General features: G+C 50.1%; 19 protein-coding genes and 1 other annotated feature. Of the genes, 17 read left to right on the plus strand and 2 right to left on the minus strand.

Translation table 11 applies throughout. From position 1 onward, the window contains the following. The first annotated feature begins 25 nt into the window (after positions 1-25). From KNQ14_RS03365 to KNQ14_RS03430, 14 genes are all read left to right on the plus strand, one after another. Positions 26-601, plus strand: a complete 576-nt coding sequence (locus tag KNQ14_RS03365) for a Maf family protein (RefSeq protein WP_214859620.1) — start codon at positions 26-28, stop codon at positions 599-601. A gap of 46 nt (positions 602-647) precedes the next feature. Beyond that, positions 648-1,280, plus strand: a complete 633-nt coding sequence (gene radC / locus KNQ14_RS03370) for a RadC family protein (RefSeq protein ID WP_214747291.1) — start codon at positions 648-650, stop codon at positions 1,278-1,280. Between the two features lie 162 nt (positions 1,281-1,442). Beyond that, a complete protein-coding gene (locus KNQ14_RS03375; protein ID WP_023468951.1) occupies positions 1,443-2,477 on the plus strand; it encodes a rod shape-determining protein in 1,035 nt (344 codons plus the stop codon). A gap of 14 nt (positions 2,478-2,491) precedes the next feature. Next, positions 2,492-3,376, plus strand: a complete 885-nt coding sequence (gene mreC / locus KNQ14_RS03380; RefSeq protein ID WP_023468950.1) for a rod shape-determining protein MreC — start codon at positions 2,492-2,494, stop codon at positions 3,374-3,376. After that, positions 3,369-3,872, plus strand: coding sequence for a rod shape-determining protein MreD (gene mreD / locus KNQ14_RS03385; RefSeq protein ID WP_023468949.1), 504 nt, complete (start codon positions 3,369-3,371; stop codon positions 3,870-3,872). The genes mreC and mreD overlap by 8 nt, the downstream gene beginning before the upstream one ends. Before the next feature lie 3 nt (positions 3,873-3,875). Then, entirely contained in the window at positions 3,876-4,550 is a 675-nt protein-coding gene (locus KNQ14_RS03390; protein ID WP_023468948.1) for a septum site-determining protein MinC, read from the plus strand. Positions 4,551-4,600: 50 nt separating this feature from the next. After that, complete coding sequence (minD, locus tag KNQ14_RS03395) at positions 4,601-5,404, plus strand: septum site-determining protein MinD (RefSeq protein WP_029342255.1); 804 nt, start codon at positions 4,601-4,603, stop codon at positions 5,402-5,404. Between the two features lie 63 nt (positions 5,405-5,467). Continuing rightward, positions 5,468-6,808 carry a ribonuclease E/G gene (locus KNQ14_RS03400; protein WP_214746507.1) on the plus strand — a complete coding sequence of 447 codons (1,341 nt, stop codon included), beginning with the start codon at positions 5,468-5,470 and terminating at the stop codon, positions 6,806-6,808. Between the two features lie 74 nt (positions 6,809-6,882). Continuing rightward, positions 6,883-6,952, plus strand: a sequence feature (ribosomal protein L21 leader region). A gap of 15 nt (positions 6,953-6,967) precedes the next feature. Continuing rightward, entirely contained in the window at positions 6,968-7,276 is a 309-nt protein-coding gene (gene rplU, locus KNQ14_RS03405; RefSeq protein ID WP_012370978.1) for a 50S ribosomal protein L21, read from the plus strand. 3 nt (positions 7,277-7,279) lie between these two features. After that, positions 7,280-7,618 (plus strand): ribosomal-processing cysteine protease Prp, encoded by a 339-nt coding sequence (locus tag KNQ14_RS03410; protein WP_023468945.1) that lies wholly within the window; start codon positions 7,280-7,282, stop codon positions 7,616-7,618. 14 nt (positions 7,619-7,632) lie between these two features. Beyond that, positions 7,633-7,911, plus strand: coding sequence for a 50S ribosomal protein L27 (gene rpmA, locus KNQ14_RS03415; RefSeq protein WP_012370976.1), 279 nt, complete (start codon positions 7,633-7,635; stop codon positions 7,909-7,911). Between the two features lie 67 nt (positions 7,912-7,978). Beyond that, the gene (locus tag KNQ14_RS03420; RefSeq protein ID WP_023468944.1) at positions 7,979-8,461 is read left to right on the plus strand and encodes a Spo0B domain-containing protein; all 483 of its coding nucleotides are present in this window, start codon (positions 7,979-7,981) and stop codon (positions 8,459-8,461) included. 15 nt (positions 8,462-8,476) lie between these two features. Further along, entirely contained in the window at positions 8,477-9,772 is a 1,296-nt protein-coding gene (obgE, locus tag KNQ14_RS03425) for a GTPase ObgE (RefSeq protein WP_149427670.1), read from the plus strand. Between the two features lie 53 nt (positions 9,773-9,825). Beyond that, positions 9,826-11,100, plus strand: a complete 1,275-nt coding sequence (locus KNQ14_RS03430; RefSeq protein WP_251055705.1) for a hemolysin family protein — start codon at positions 9,826-9,828, stop codon at positions 11,098-11,100. 41 nt (positions 11,101-11,141) lie between these two features. Here KNQ14_RS03430 and KNQ14_RS03435 read toward each other — a convergent pair whose 3' ends face one another. Beyond that, complete coding sequence (locus KNQ14_RS03435; RefSeq protein WP_058713797.1) at positions 11,142-11,684, minus strand: transcription repressor NadR; 543 nt, start codon at positions 11,682-11,684, stop codon at positions 11,142-11,144. A 24-nt stretch (positions 11,685-11,708) separates the two neighbouring features. Continuing rightward, positions 11,709-12,791 carry a cysteine desulfurase family protein gene (locus KNQ14_RS03440; protein ID WP_214746501.1) on the minus strand — a complete coding sequence of 361 codons (1,083 nt, stop codon included), beginning with the start codon at positions 12,789-12,791 and terminating at the stop codon, positions 11,709-11,711. Positions 12,792-12,889: 98 nt separating this feature from the next. Between KNQ14_RS03440 and KNQ14_RS03445 the strand changes: the two genes are divergently transcribed. From KNQ14_RS03445 to nadA, 3 genes are read left to right on the plus strand one after another with little or no spacing between them, the layout of a single operon-like run. Then, entirely contained in the window at positions 12,890-14,359 is a 1,470-nt protein-coding gene (locus KNQ14_RS03445; protein WP_214859622.1) for an L-aspartate oxidase, read from the plus strand. Further along, complete coding sequence (gene nadC / locus KNQ14_RS03450) at positions 14,274-15,125, plus strand: carboxylating nicotinate-nucleotide diphosphorylase (protein ID WP_371743320.1); 852 nt, start codon at positions 14,274-14,276, stop codon at positions 15,123-15,125. The genes KNQ14_RS03445 and nadC overlap by 86 nt, the downstream gene beginning before the upstream one ends. Further along, positions 15,115-16,212 carry a quinolinate synthase NadA gene (nadA, locus tag KNQ14_RS03455; protein ID WP_214746495.1) on the plus strand — a complete coding sequence of 366 codons (1,098 nt, stop codon included), beginning with the start codon at positions 15,115-15,117 and terminating at the stop codon, positions 16,210-16,212. The genes nadC and nadA overlap by 11 nt, the downstream gene beginning before the upstream one ends. The last annotated feature ends 21 nt before the right edge of the window (positions 16,213-16,233 follow it).

Below are 16,233 nucleotides of genomic sequence, written 5' to 3' on the forward strand. Positions count from 1 at the left end.
ATTAATGGGAAAGAACGTGATACTAATGGTAACGCAACCACACTTGATCCTTGCCTCGGCTTCACCACGCCGGACGGAACTTCTAAAGCAAATTGGAATCCCTCACGAAGTCGTACCTGCGAATGTCGTCGAAGAGGCACCATTTCCGATGTCACCGCATGAGTACGTCCGTTATCTATCGCAAAAGAAAGCGCGAGCGATTACGGTAGACGGCGTCATTTTGGCTGCGGATACGGTCGTTGCGATTGACGACATGATTCTTGAGAAGCCAGCAGATAGTTCTGAGGCACGGGCGATGCTTGCGCGTCTGTCAGGACGTGCTCATGAAGTCGTGACAGGCGTGACGATTCGCTTTGGTGAAAAGGAGGAGACGTTCGACGTGACGACACACGTTCGTTTTGGTGCATTGTTAAACGAGTGGATCGAAGGGTATATCGCGACGAACGAGCCTTACGATAAAGCGGGTGGCTATGGTATCCAAGCGATGGGAGGGCTATTCGTCGAGGCGATTGAGGGCGATTATTATAATGTCGTTGGATTGCCCATACACGAGATCACGAAACGTCTCGCGTCGTTTAAAATCAAGCCGATGTTTGCGTAATTCTGAAACAGAGAGGTCGGATGCTGTGATTGAATGGCCGAAGGATATGGTTCAGTTGAAAGGCTTGGCACAAGCGACGACAGTCGAACTGCTCGCGTGTCTTGTCCGAAGTGGGACACGGGACCGGACACCGCTTGAAATCGCGGAAGAATTACTGCATATCTATCCTTCGCTGATCGAACTCGAGGCGGCGGGAGTCGGAGGACTCGAAAAAGCACCAGGGGTCGGAAAGGCGAAGGCATTACAAATCATGGCGGGACTAGAACTGGGTCGTCGTCTCGTCACCGAACCGAAGTGGGTGCGACCAACGATTCGTTCACCGGAAGACGCAGCGGAGCTGTTGTTAGAAGAGATGCGTCTTTATCAACAAGAACACTTCATCTGTCTGTATTTGAATACGAAAAATGAGGTCGTTTCGAAAAAGACGTTATTCATTGGAGGATTGAACACGTCGATCGTCCACCCGCGTGACGTCTTCCGGGAAGCGATTCGCTGCTCGGCTGCGAATTTCATCGCTGTGCATAATCATCCGTCGGGTGATCCGACACCGAGTCGAGAGGATATCGAGGTATCCGAGCGGCTCGTTGAGGCAGGACGGCTCATTGGAATCAGTTGTCTTGACCACATCATCATCGGGCACGGACAATATATTAGTATGAAACAGCGCGGATTTATGTAAGAATAACGTCTGAAGGGAAAGTTTCGTTTCTTTCCATCAGACGTTTTTTTGTGTGTTTTCTAAGGCGAACTGTAAACAAGCTGTAACGTTTTAACGCTTTCCAATGAAGGCTTTTCCGTTATAATTAGTGAAGTGTATTCTCAGAGAGGGGTTTTTTGAATAATGTTTGGATCATTCAGCCGTGAAATCGGCATTGACTTAGGTACGGCTAACACGCTCGTGTATGTAAAGGGGCAAGGAATCGTCGTCCGCGAACCGTCCGTCGTCGCTTTCCGTACGGATACAGGAAAAATTGAAGCGGTCGGTAACGCAGCGAAAAACATGATCGGTCGTACGCCGGGTAACGTGACAGCACGACGCCCGATGAAAGACGGGGTTATCGCGGATTATGAAACAACCGCTACGATGATCAAATACTTCATGGATCAAGCTTCGAAGAAAAAAGGTTTGTTCTCTTCAAAAACAAACGTCATGATCTGTGTACCAAGTGGGATCACATCGGTCGAAAAACGTGCGGTTGAAGATGCAGCGAAACTTGCCGGAGCGCGTGAAGCGTACACGATTGAAGAACCATTTGCAGCAGCAATCGGTGCAGGTCTTCCGGTTTCAGAACCAACAGGCTCGATGGTTGTTGATATCGGCGGTGGTACGACGGAAGTTGCTGTTATCTCACTCGGTGGTATCGTCACGAGTCAATCGATTCGTGTCGGTGGAGACGAGATGGATGAATCCATCATTCGTTACATCAAGTCGAAATACAACCTGATGATCGGGGAGCGGACAGCTGAGACGTTGAAAATGACAATCGGTTACGCACGCATCGATGAAGAATCAGAAAATGAAACGATGGAGATCCGTGGACGCGATCTCGTGACAGGTCTTCCAAAACAGATTGAAGTCACAAGTGCCGAAATTTGTGATGCACTTTCAGATACGGTCGATGCGATTCTTGCGGGTGTCAAGCACACGCTTGAGCAGACACCTCCTGAATTATCAGCAGACGTCATGGACCGCGGTATCGTTCTGACTGGCGGTGGGGCTCTCTTAAAGAACCTCGATGCTGTCATCGAAGACGAAACACGTATTTTGACACTCGTTGCAGAAAATGCACTCGATTGTGTCGCAATCGGTACAGGAAAATCACTCGAGATGATGAATGTTCTTCGTTCGAAATCAGGCATCTCGCAAAAAAGATAAGGACGGGATGAGCGATGAAGCGATTTTTAAACAATCGAAAACTGCTCATCACACTCCTTAGTTTTCTCCTTTTGGTGATTTTGATCGGCATTTCGCTGCAAGGGCGTAACCAATCCCACTGGTATCAAAGCTTCGTGCGTGATACCGCGGGCGTCGGTCAACGCCTTTTCGCGACACCGATTGGCTGGATTGATGATACGGTCACTTCGATTAGAGAAGTGCGTGACGTGTACAAAGAGAACGAACACTTGAAATCACGATTGAATGACTATGCTGGTAATGCGGTCAAAGTCCGTGATCTTGAGCGTGAGAATAAAGAATTGAAGGATATGCTCGACCTGAACGGATCGATCCGTGACTACAAGTTGTTACCGGCAGAGATGATTGGTCGGACGGCATCTGAATGGCAACGGTTCGTGACGATCAACATCGGTGAACAAAAGGGTGTTAAGGCGAATATGGCCGTTGTAACAGCAGACGGACTAATTGGTCGCGTCATCCAAGCGAGCGCCTATACGTCTCTCGTACAGTTGATGTCGGATACGAGTCGCACGAATAACGTCTCGGCAACGGCTGATGATACGAAGGGAAAAGGTGTTTTCGGTACGATCGAGGGGTTTGATGAAGAAACGAAATTACTCAAGTTCACGAAAATTCCGAACGACGCGAAACTGAAAAAAGGGCAGACCGTCACGACGTCAGGTCTTGGTGGAAAGTATCCGAGTGGAATCGTCATCGGAAAAATCACGGAAGTGAAATCCGATCAGTATGGGGCTTCAAAAATCGCATACGTCAAACCGGCAGCAGACTTCGAACAGTTCGGTCATGTCTTCGTGATTGAACGCGAAGCGAAGGAACCTTTCGCTGAGACCGATAAGGGAGGGGACACTCGTGAATAACGTTAAGTTGTTTTTCGCCGTGTTCCTTCTTTTCATCTTGGAAGGAACGCTGTTCGCAGGACCTCTTGGAGATGGATCGCCATATGTCATTCATGCGACATTGATCGGATTGATGTTCCTTGGTCGATATGGAAAACTCGAACAGGCACTCGGATTCGGACTCGTCTTCGGATTGTTGTATGATTTCGTCTATTCGGATATCATCGGCATTTACTTATTTGCGTTATCCGCCATTCCGCTTTTTAGTAGCTTCGTGCTAAAATATGTAAAGGAGAACGTATTAACGATTCTTGTCACGTTCACGTTCAGTGCCATTTTGTATGAACTCGATATATATTTCTTCACGGCTTCGGTCGTGGGTGTCGGAGTCTCCTTCCAGGAACTCGCGACACAGATCATTCCAAGGAGTCTGGTTGCGCAGTTGATCGGGATCATCATCCTGTATTATCCGATGACCCGACTCGTGCAGTCGACCCTTGACGAGAAAAGAGGATGAGTCATGATTGAGCGTAAACGTTATGTAACGATGAAAGGTCATCGTGGTGGCCTCGCCGTCTATGTGAATGAAAGGTGCAGTGTGGATGAATTTCTTGACGATTTAGAGTTGACGCTTGCGGACAAATCCGTCGAGAACGGACGCGCCGTACCGATCACCTTCTTCTTCGGTCGACGTTATGTCGATGAAGGGGTGTTGACGGCCGTCGAATCTATCGTCGCGCGACATGATTCCTTCTCTTTCAAAGGTTATGACAGTGAGTGCATCACGAAGGACGAGGCAAAAGCCTTGTACGGAGAGCGAACGTTCCACTATTTCGGTGGCACGGCACGCAGTGGGCACGTATTAGACGTCGAAGGCTCGATCGTCATCATCGGAGATATCAATCCGGGAGCGGTCGTCCATGCGACAGGAAGTATCTATTGTCTCGGTGCGTTACGGGGGACCGTTCATGCCGGGAAAGGTGGCAATACGGAAGCCGTCATCGCGGCGAGCGTGTTGCAACCGAAGTGGATTGCGGTCGCTGGCACCGTCCATGAGGAACCGGAGGACGCACCGATTCCTGCTCTCGATATGGGTTGTGCATTTTTAGGTGAAGACGGGGTCGAATTCTCCCGCCTTCAAACCGTTCCGCTCGCGCGGATGGATCAGTTTGCGATTGATAGTGAAAGAGGGTGACGGATATGGAACAAGTGAAAGAACAGGTACATATGGAGGCGAAGACGAACATGGGACGCGCCATCGTCGTCACATCCGGTAAAGGTGGTGTCGGTAAGACAACGACGACTGCGAACATCGGAACAGCACTTGCATTGATGGGACATTCCGTTTGTCTCGTCGATACGGATATCGGGTTACGCAATCTGGATATCGTGCTTGGTCTCGATAACCGGAGTATCTATAACATCGTTGACGTCGTGACGGGGCAATGTAAGTTGCACCAAGCGCTCGTCCGCGATAAACGTTTTGAAGAGATGTATCTGTTGCCTGCTGCTCAATCAAAGGATAAGTCCTCCGTCACACCCGAACAGGTGAAGGCAATCATCGATACACTGAAACTTGAATACGACTTCGTTTTGATCGACTGCCCTGCCGGAATCGAACAAGGCTTCATGAATGCAATCGCAGGAGCCGATGAAGCCGTCGTCGTGACGACACCGGAAAAAGCAGCCGTTCAGGATGCGGACCGGATCATCGGGATGCTCGAGCGCTCAGAACGTAACATCGTTCCGAAACTCGTCATTAATCGGGTGCGGTCACACATGATGGCATCAGGTGATATGCTCGACATCGATGAGATCATGCGTATTCTTTCGATTGATCTACTTGGTCTGATCATCGATGATGAAGAAGTCATCGCCGCTTCCCACCGTGGTGTGCCTGTGACGATGAATCCAGATAACCGGGCTGGACTCGGATACCGAAACATCGCCCGCCGGATTCTTGGAGAATCCGTGCCACTGCTTGATTTAAACGAACAACCGCAAAAAGGCTTCTTCGTCAAATTGAAGAAGATGCTTGGGATGAAATAAGAATGGGAAATTAGACTAGGACGACAGCGTCGTGCCTAGTCTAATTTTTTTGGAGGGATCAGTATGCGATGGATTAGTGAACAGACCGCTTCGCTTGAACGATTAGCATTGGTCGAAGGCGGTCGATTGATTGAATATCATGAACGGATGCGTGACGAGATCCGGGTCGGCACATTCGTCTATGCCAAGGTCGATCGGTTGCATCCGACGCTCGGGGCAGCCTTTTTGATCGCGACTGACGGTACACCGCTTTATTTACCGCTAAATGAGACGGTGGAAGCACTTCGCCGCTATCCGGACGTACCAACGATTGGACAAGCCGTCCAGGTCGGACAGACGTTACTTGTCCAGGTCGTCAAGGAAGGGGTCGCACCAAAACAACATAAGGTGACGCAGAATATCACCTATGGTGGACGTTATCTTGTCTATTTTCCATACGGTCGCCGCATCCGTTTCAGTCGGAAGCTGGATCTCGTCGTTCAGCGTCAACTGGCGGAGCAATTGACGACGACAGAAGAAGAAGGAATTCTTTACCGGACGGAAGCAGCGAAAGCATCAATCGATGAATTGAAACAAGAGCTACAGTCATTACGGACACGTCACAAAGAACTTTTACAGGTGCCGCGTCTTGAACAAGATGAGGCACTTATCGTCCAAGAAGCGAAACGACTTCCACACGTCACCGATGCACTCGTCATGACACGTCAGGAAAAGGAACGCCTGGAATTGCTCGGTCTGTCCGTCGAACGCTCGCTACGAAAAGGACGCTTACCCGAGATGGAAGCGATCGACGGGGCAATCGAAAAAGCGATGCAACGGGTCGTCTGGCTCGACGGAGGAGCGTATCTCTTGATTGAAGAGGTTGAGACGATGACTGTCATCGACGTCAACAGTGGGAAGACGATCTCCGTCAAGGAACAAAAGCGGACGTTTGATCAAATCAATGAAGCGGCTGCTGTCGAAGTCATGCGGCAATTACGGTTGCGCAACATCAGTGGCATGATTGCAATCGATTTCCTCCGTGGCTCTAGTAAAGGTCAGACACGTGTGACCCAACTCCTCAAAGAACGGGCGGCGCTCGAGACGAAACAAATCGAAGTCTATGGATTTACGAAGATGGGTTTATGCGAGCTGACACGACAACGTCACGGGAAATCGCTACAGGAACGTTCACAGGAATCCGGTCAGTGGACACGTTTAAGCGTCTATCGCTTGATTGAACCGAAGTTGCTTGAGATCGCGACCTATGCGGAAGCAGTCGTGATTCGTGCACCACGGCATCTGTTGCAAGACGAATTCATCTCCCGTCAACCACTCGAAGTCCATGTGCTCGAAGGGGATCCAGCTGTTCTGTTCACGGGGTCGTCACAGGACTGTCTCGATTTCATTAAACGATCGGAATAATCCTTCAGAACAGCATTGACAAGGTGGAAGAACGTTTGGTATTCTGAATAACGTTAGTTCGTTTGGAAGCACCCAAATGACTACAACCGCACAGACCGGGTTTTAAAGCATCCGCTGCCCGTGATGGCGAGTCTGAGTTCCTAAGAGGAGGTGCACGTAATGTACGCAATTATCAAAACTGGTGGTAAACAAGTCAAAGTCGAAGCTGGCCAAGAAATCTACGTTGAGAAATTAAACGCAGACGTCGACAGCACAGTTGAATTTGGTGAAGTATTGATCCTTGGTGGTGACGATGTTAAAGTCGGCGCTCCACTCGTAGAAGGTGCGAAGGTCGTAGCAACGGTCATCAAACACGCTCGCGCGAAAAAGATCACTGTCTTCAAAATGAAAGCGAAAAAGAACTACCGTCGTAAGCAAGGTCACCGTCAACCTTACACGAAGGTCCGCATCGAGAAAATCGAAGCGTAAGCCATGATACGTGTCAAGATTCGACGAGATGAAGCGGAACTCGTCCGCTCCATCGAAGTGACAGGACATGCCGAGTTCGCAGAACCAGGTCTCGACCTTGTCTGTGCCGGCGTCTCGTCGGTGATCTTCGGGGCATACAATGCCATAGAAGCATTACTCGGGCAGGTCCTGCTCCTTGAAATGGCAGAACAACAAGAGGGTGGCTACTTTTATGTAGAACCGTACGCTGACTTAGCACCGGATGTCAGTGAACGCACTCAATTGTTATTGGAAGCGACTTTGGTCCAACTTGGTACCATCGCTGAAAGTTACGGTGAGTTTATCCAACTTGAACAAGTATAGGAGGTGGATTCCACATGTTGAAACTTAATCTTCAGTTCTTCGCATCGAAAAAAGGGGTAGGTTCGACAAAGAACGGTCGTGACTCGCAATCGAAACGCCTTGGGGCGAAACGTGCAGACGGTCAAACTGTTTCTGCTGGTTCAATCCTCTACCGTCAACGCGGTACGAAGATTCACCCAGGTATGAACGTCGGACGTGGTGGCGATGATACACTTTTCGCAACTGCAACTGGTGTCGTTCGTTTCGAACGTCTCGGACGCGACAAGAAACAAGTCAGCGTTTACCCAGCATAAGGATCGACGAAGCAGACTCTAGCCACTTTCGAGGGTTAGGGTCTGTTTTTTTAGGAGGGAACGACCGATGGAGGAACAGCAGGTACTTGATCTTTTGAAGACTCTTCGTCACGAGTGGTTGAACCGGATACAACTCGTCCGTTCGTATGGCGCGATCGGAGACGAACAAGCAGTCGAGTCGATCTGTTCGGCGTACCGGGAGCAAGCATCTCGGGAAGGACGTCTAGCGCGAATCGGATTGCCGAAAACCGCACTGGCGTTACTGCAAGCTGAATGGTCAGGCAAAACTGTGACGTATGATGTCATCGGAGCACCCCACATGGAAGATGAGCGGTTGAAGCAACTCGTCGAAGCAGCCATCGCCATGATTGATGTAGGAGTAGGAGAAGTATCCGTGACCTTCCACGAGGGCGTGACCATCGAGATCTATCGGGATCTACTAGATATGTCGCGCCTTGAGGATCTAGTGACGCCGATGGAAATCGAGTCGCAGACGGAAAATGAGTGTGTGATTGAGATTGAAAGTCTTCCGTTTGAGGAAGAGAAGTAAGAGGAGGGATCCGACATGTTTGTCGATCAGGTAAATATTTATGTAAAAGCAGGTGACGGAGGACGTGGGCAAGTAGCGTTCCGTCGTGAGAAATACGTTCCGGACGGCGGTCCTGCCGGCGGTGACGGTGGTCACGGGGCTCACGTCGTCCTAGAAGTCGACGAAGGACTTCGGACATTGATGGACTTCCGTTACAAACGTCACTTTAAAGCGGTTCAAGGTGAAAACGGCATGTCAAAAGGGATGCACGGTCGTAAAGCCGAGCATCTAATCGTCAAGGTTCCACCGGGCACGGTCGTCTACGATGACGATACGAATGCGGTCATCGCTGACCTCGTCCATCACGGACAACAAGCAATCGTCGCAAAAGGCGGACGTGGCGGACGTGGGAATACACGTTTTGCGACACCAGCTAACCCAGCACCTGAGCACGCTGAAAACGGTGAGCCAGGGGAAGAGAAATACTTGAAACTTGAGCTGAAGATGCTAGCAGACGTCGGTCTCGTCGGTTTCCCGAGTGTCGGAAAATCAACGATGTTATCGGTCGTTTCAGCAGCACGCCCGAAAATCGGCGCGTATCACTTCACGACGATCACACCGAACATCGGTGTCGTCGAAACGGAAGATAGCCGTAGCTTCGTCATGGCTGACTTGCCAGGATTGATCGAAGGTGCAAGTGAAGGCGTCGGACTCGGTCACCAGTTCCTGCGTCACGTCGAGCGGACGAAAGTCATCGTCCACGTCATCGACATGAGTGGGATGGAAGGTCGCGATCCAATCGAAGACTACAACATCATCAATAAAGAGCTCGCGGACTATAATCTGCGCTTAACAGAGCGTCCGCAAGTCGTCGTCGCGAACAAGATGGACATGCCGGATGCGGCAGAACATCTTGAAGCTTTCAAGGAAGCTTTCCCAGAGCTTGAAGTATTCGAGATTTCAGCAGCAACACGTCAAGGGTTACGCGATCTGTTATTCCGAATCGCTGACCTCGTCGATGCAACACCAGAATTCGGTCTTGAGGAACTCGAAGAGAAAACTGCGACACCACGTGTCGTCTACGGTTACGAAGCACCAGAAGCTGGCTTTACGATTACGAAAGATGAAGACGATTGTTTCGTCATCAAAGGACCACGCATCGAAAAACTCTTCACGATGACGAACTTCATGCGTGAAGAATCGATTAAACGTTTCGCTCGGACACTGCGTCAAATGGGTGTCGACGAAGAGTTGCGTCGTCTTGGTGCGATTGACGGCGATGTCGTTCGTATCCGTGATTTCGAGTTCGAATTCGTCGAGTCATCATTCTAAGCGGTTCATTCCATTAGGAAACGGAGTGTGAAAGCATCGTGGACCCATTGCCCATGATTTCAGTCGTTTGGTTAATTCCGATTCTCATGTTATCCGCATTCTTTTCCTCAGCCGAGACGGCACTCGCGAGTGTCAACCGGTTGCGGTTGTTGCATCAATCGGAAGCAGGGGACGCGCGTGCGTCCCGTGTATTCCGCTTACTTCAACGCTACGAAGAGACACTGACGTCGATTTTGATTGGGAATACGATTGTCAACGTCGCCTTTATCTTATTTGGTGGCTGGTGGATCATCCAGTTCGTCGAGACGATCGCAACACAAACCGTTGCCTTTCTTGCGCTATTTTTCCTGTTGCTGTTGTTCGGAGAATTGATACCGAAGTCGTATGCTCGTGAACATACGGAACGTTACGTGTTATTGATCGGACGTCCACTGCGTTTCTTCTTACTGTGCTTTCGACCGCTCGTTTTCCTGTTACTCCGCTTACGCCAATTGGCGCTACGGTTGATTGGAGCGGATCCGAAAGGACCGCTCGTGACCGAACAGGAACTCAAGGCACTCGTTGATATCAGTCAGGAAGAGGGCATCATGGGGCTTGCAGAGGCTGAACTCGTTCATCAAGCAGTTGATTTTCAACATGCGACAGTCGAGGATGCGTTGACGCCACGGATGGATATTCAAGCGATTGATATCGATGCACGGCTCGAAGACATCCTTGCAGAAGTCCAAAAGGGCGGCTATTCTCGTCTACCGGTCTATAAGGATTCGATTGATCACGTCATCGGTGTCTTATCGGAGCGGGACTTTCTGCGTGCATACGTGAAGAACGGCTCCCTTGATATCCGAGAATGGATTCGACCGGTATCGTTCGTCGTGCCACAGACACGATTGATGGATTTATTGCCGGAACTTAAAGTCAAGCAGTCCCATATGGCAGTCGTCCTTGATGAGTTCGGAGGGACGGCAGGTTTGATCACCCTTGAGGATATTTTAGAAGAAATCGTTGGGGAGATTTGGGATGAACACGATGAATCGTTGGAATACACGAAACGGATTGGTCCAGAGCAATACGAATGTCTAGCGGAGTATGACATTGAAGACTTCTGTCAGCAATTTCAATTGACGATGCCGGACACGGACGCCCAGTCTCTTGGGGGATGGATCATGGAGGAGAGCGGACAATTGCCGGACGTCGGAACGGCGATGCGTTATGAACGTGTCACGTTGACCGTCTTGCATATCGAAAACCGACGCGTCCGCAAAGTCTTAGCAACGTTCGATCCGCCATCTACGATGCCGGAGACACGACTTGAACCGATTGAACGATAAAAAAACCGCTTATTCCTTAGGAATAGGCGGTTTTTTTATGTTCAGACATCGAGCTCCGAAACGAGAATTCCGAGACGATCGAGTTTAGCAATAGCGGCTTCCAGTGCGTCTTCATGATCCGCCTCAAGCGTATGAATATGGACGCCGTCCGTCAGGCTCGAGAGTGGAGTAGCTTGCGTCTCATGTAACTGCTCTAGCAGTACACGGACGTCTCGGCGGCTTTTTAGCATCAATTCTCCAGTGATGAAGCCGTAGACGGGATGTTCGATAATGACATCGCGGATGACGACCCCTTCGTCAACAATGGCGTCACACTCATCCTTTAATTGATCGATGCCGTGACGACAAACGATCTTGCGACGTAATTTTGAACCGTCGACTTCCGGATCGTTGATCAAATAGCCACGAGCTGTCGCGATGACAGGATATCCTTTTGCCTTTAACAAGGATAAATCCTGCACGATTACTTGTCGACTGACACCTGCTTGTTTCGCCAGTGCCGTTCCTGTAACAGGTTGCTCACTTTCCTCAATCATACGAAGTAATGATTTCCGGCGTTCTTCTCCGGAGATGCGTTTCCCCATCATGTCTCCTACCTTTCTTCAGTGTCATGAGATCGTGTTCAACACATCAATGCACTGTTCGATTTCTTCGTTCGTCGTCTGTCTTCCAAAACTGAGTCGTATCAACCCATGAGCCGCTGATTCGTCAAAGCCGATGGCACGTAATGTCGCATTCGGACCGTTTTCTCCAGCACGACAAGCACTACCAGCGGAAACCGCGATTCCAGCACGATTCAAGGCGAGCAATGCGTATTGACCATCGCGTTGCTTCGTATGAATGGCGCAGATGGAAGCGAGTTGCGTCGGCGACTCGATGATCGTGTAACGAGACGAAGACAATGTTTTTTTTAGCATACCACGAAATCGACGGCTTGAAGCTTGGATTCCTGGATTTTCGAAGCGAGACGCTTCACAGGCAGCGATGAACGCAGCAATTCCTGGAACGTCGACTGTGCCTGGACGGATTCCGAATTCGTGATGTCCCTCGTAATATGGGCTGAAGAGCGGACGCCGTAAATACAAAGCACCCAATCCTTTTGGTCCATACACTTTATGACTACTCATCGTGTAGGCATCAAAAGTGTCGATGTTGATTGCATCCTTTAAAAATCCTTGGACACCATCGCAATGAAACAGAATCTCGCGCGATTGACAGTATGCTGCAATCCGTTCGACCGGAAAGCGAAAACCCGTATCCGAATTGACATGTTGAATCGAGACAACACCGATTTCATCCGTACAAGCTGCGACGAATTGTTCCCAATCGAACGTTCCGTCCGGTAATAAAGAAAGGTGTCGTGTTTCTTGTGCCCAGCGCGCAAGCGGAAGCAAGACCGAGTCGTGTTCACATCGAAGTGTCAAGACAACTGATTTGTTACTCTGTCGCATCAGATGGGTCAAAGCGATATAGTTTGCTTCTGAACCGCTCCCTGTAAAGATGACGGTTCCTTCTTGTTGAGCCAATTGTTGCATCAGATACTGACGGGCTCGTTCGAGTAAACGTTCAGCGTTGCCACCGATGTCATGAAGAGAAGAACTGTTGCCGTAGAACGACTGAGCGGCTTGTTGATAATGATCGAGTGCTTGTGGATGCAGCGGAGTCGTCGCTGCGTAATCGAGATAAATCATGAAAAAATCCTGTCCTTTCGTCTTGTCACTCAGCTAAAAGTATGCCAAACTTATTGTCAAGTCAATAGTAAACATTTAGATATAGAGGTGTAAAACATATGTCTTTACATAAAAGACTTGAGACGGATGTGTTGATCATTGGAACAGGGCTCGCCGCAATATCGGTCGCTCTGCATCTTCCATCCGGAACGGAAGCGTTGCTTGTCACAAAAGGTACGCGGTTTGAGACAAATTCCGTTCGAGCACAAGGTGGGATTGCTTCCGCTTATGCAGAAGACAATCATCGTGGTCACTTTGAAGATACGTGCCAAGCAGCAAAAGGGCGTTTCAATCCGTCCGTCGTCGATTACGTCACTCGATCGGGAACCGAGGCGATGGAATTCTTGTTACGACAAGGCGTTCCATTCGATCAATCCGAGGGAGAGTTTTTGCTCGGTCGTGAAGGAGCGCATCGTTTGTCGCGGATTTATCACTGTGGCGGGGACGAGACTGGTAAACGGATCATGGAGACGTTGATGCCGCGAGTACCATTTCCGATTCTTGAGCAGACGTGTATCACGGAGTTGATTCAAGTCAACGGGCAGGTAGTAGGTGCAGTCGGATATAGCGAGGGAGAGCCAATCGAGATTGTGGCGCGCGCGACGATTCTTGCGACCGGTGGAGTGGGTGGATTATTCGCGGCGTCGACGAATGATCCTTTGATTCAAGGAGACGGGATTGCGCTCGCCTTTGAAGCGGGGGCGACGATTCGTGATCTCGGTTATATCCAGCATCATCCGACGGTACTCGTTCATGCTGGTCGTTCGGAAGGTTTGATCACGGAAGCACTACGAGGTGCAGGAGCGACGCTTGTAACGAAAAATGGTGACCGGATCATGGCGGATCATCCGATGCAAGATTTAGCAGCGCGAGATGAAGTCGCAAAACGAATCCATGAGGTGCGAAAATGTGAACCAGTCTATCTCGATACGTCAAACGTCGTCGACCGGACGAAACGGTTTCCAACGTTTGTTGAAAAATGTGAAAAACTGAACATAAATCCGGATCTCGTTGAAATTGCACCAGGCATTCATTTCTTGATGGGCGGGATCGAAACGGATCTGACGGGGCAGACACATGTCGAAGGACTTTACGCGGTCGGTGAGACGGCATCGATTGGACTACACGGTCGAAATCGTCTGGCGTCGAACTCGCTCCTTGAATGTGTTGTCATGGGGAAAGCAGTAGCAGAACAGCTCGAGTTGTTACCGGAACTTTTAGTAAAACAAGTGAAACGACGCCCGGGAACACTTCGTTCCGTAACAGACCGTCTATCAAAGGTCATTGGTGTCGAAATGGATATTAAGCAAATAGAAGATAGTTTAGAAGAGTTAAAAAGCTGGACATTAGACGAATCCGGACAGGAAGCGGAAGAGAATCGATTACGTCATGTAACGGCATGTCTGTTGCTTGAAGGGGCGCGAAGTCGGTTGACAGGAGAGGATGAGAACGTTGAACAAGTGGCAGTTACGGCAACAACTGGAGGCATTTTTAATCGAGGATATCGGACAGTGGGATATCACGAGTGAAGGATGTCTGACGGGACAAGAACGCGGGACCGGTCGTTTTTTAGCAAAGGAAGACGGTGTCTTTTGCGGAGTAGACATCATTCAGGAGATGGCGCATCTCTTACAAGTCGACGTGACGATTCATGTAGCGGAAGGGACGATCGTCACGCGAGGAACACTCCTTGCCGAGTGGTCTGGCTCGTTACAGGATATTTTAAGCGGAGAACGGGTCGCCTTAAACCTAGTGCAACGCTTATCCGGGATCGCGACGAAGACACGTCAAGCGGTCGAGGTAGCAGCAGGACGAATCCGAATCACGGATACACGCAAGACGACCCCTGGATTACGAATGCTAGAAAAACATGCCGTTCGCGTCGGTGGTGGCTATAGTCATCGCGGACGACTCGATGACGCGGTCATGATCAAGGACAACCACATCACGGTCGCGGGATCGATTACGGAAGCGGTGATGCGAGCAAAACGTGTCGCGGGACATACGACACCAATCGAAGTTGAAGTCGAGACGGAAGCGGAAGTGCTTGAGGCAGTGGCTGCAGAAGTCGATATCATCATGCTCGATAATCGGACGCCAGCAGAAATTAAACAGCTCCGGCAATTGATTCCACCGCATATCACAATCGAACTATCCGGTGGGATCACGGTAGACACATTATCGGACTTCGTGGATAGCGGAGCAGACGTCATCTCACTTGGAGCACTTACTCATTCAGCAACAGCACTCGATATCAGCATGAAAATCGAAGGAGGAAAAAAAGATGTCATTTGATCTATTACGTCACGAGGGAATTCCGGCGTCATACTTACAGCAATCAGAAGCAGACTTGATCGCGATTATCGAAGGGGTCAAAGAACGGATGGGCAGTCGCTTATTCTTACCTGCCCACCACTACCAAAAGGATGAAGTTGTCCAGTTCGCGGATGCGACGGGAGATTCGCTCCAGCTCGCGCAAGTCGCGAAGCAGATGACAGAAGCGGAATATACAGTCTTTTGTGGCGTCCACTTCATGGCAGAGACGGCAGATATGCTAACCGATGCGTCGCATACGGTCGTTTTGCCTGACATGCGTGCTGGCTGTTCGATGGCAGATATGGCGAATGATACGCAAACGGAGCGTGCTTTTACGATCTTGACGGAACGATTTGGGGAGTCGATTTTACCGTTGACGTATGTCAATTCGACGGCAGCGATCAAAGCATTCGTCGGTCGTCACGGTGGGGCGACGGTGACGTCATCGAACGCTGTCCAGATGGTCGAGTGGGCGCTTGCTGAACGCGACATCTTATTCTTCCTGCCGGATCAACACCTCGGTCGAAATACGGCGCACGCACTCGGAATTCCGTTAGAACAGATGGCGATTTGGGATCCGATCAAGGACGAACTCGTTTTTGATGGGGAGGACCAGGACGTCCGCGTCATCTTATGGAAAGGACACTGTTCGGTGCATGAGAAATTCACGGTCGGTCAGATTGAACAGTTCCGCAAGACGGATCCGGAACGAAAGATTCTCGTCCACCCGGAATGCTCGCATGAAGTCGTGACGGCGTCAGATCTCAACGGATCAACGGCGTACATCATTCAACAAATCGAACAGGCTGCTCCCGGAACGAAGTGGGCGATCGGAACAGAGATGAACCTCGTCAATCGACTCGCGTCGACGCATCCGGAACTCGATATCGTATCGCTCAATCCATTCATGTGTCCGTGTTTGACGATGAACCGGATCGACTTACCGCACTTGGCGTGGGCGCTCGAACAAGTCGAAGCAGGTGACCCGGTCAACATCATCACGGTCGATGCAGAGACGACGCGGCATGCCGTGTTGGCACTCGAACGGATGCTTGCGCGTTCATAAAATAAAGGGGGAGAGCGTGGT

This window comes from Exiguobacterium sp. s161 (assembly GCF_018619045.1).
Lineage (GTDB): Bacteria > Bacillota > Bacilli > Exiguobacteriales > Exiguobacteriaceae > Exiguobacterium_A > Exiguobacterium_A indicum.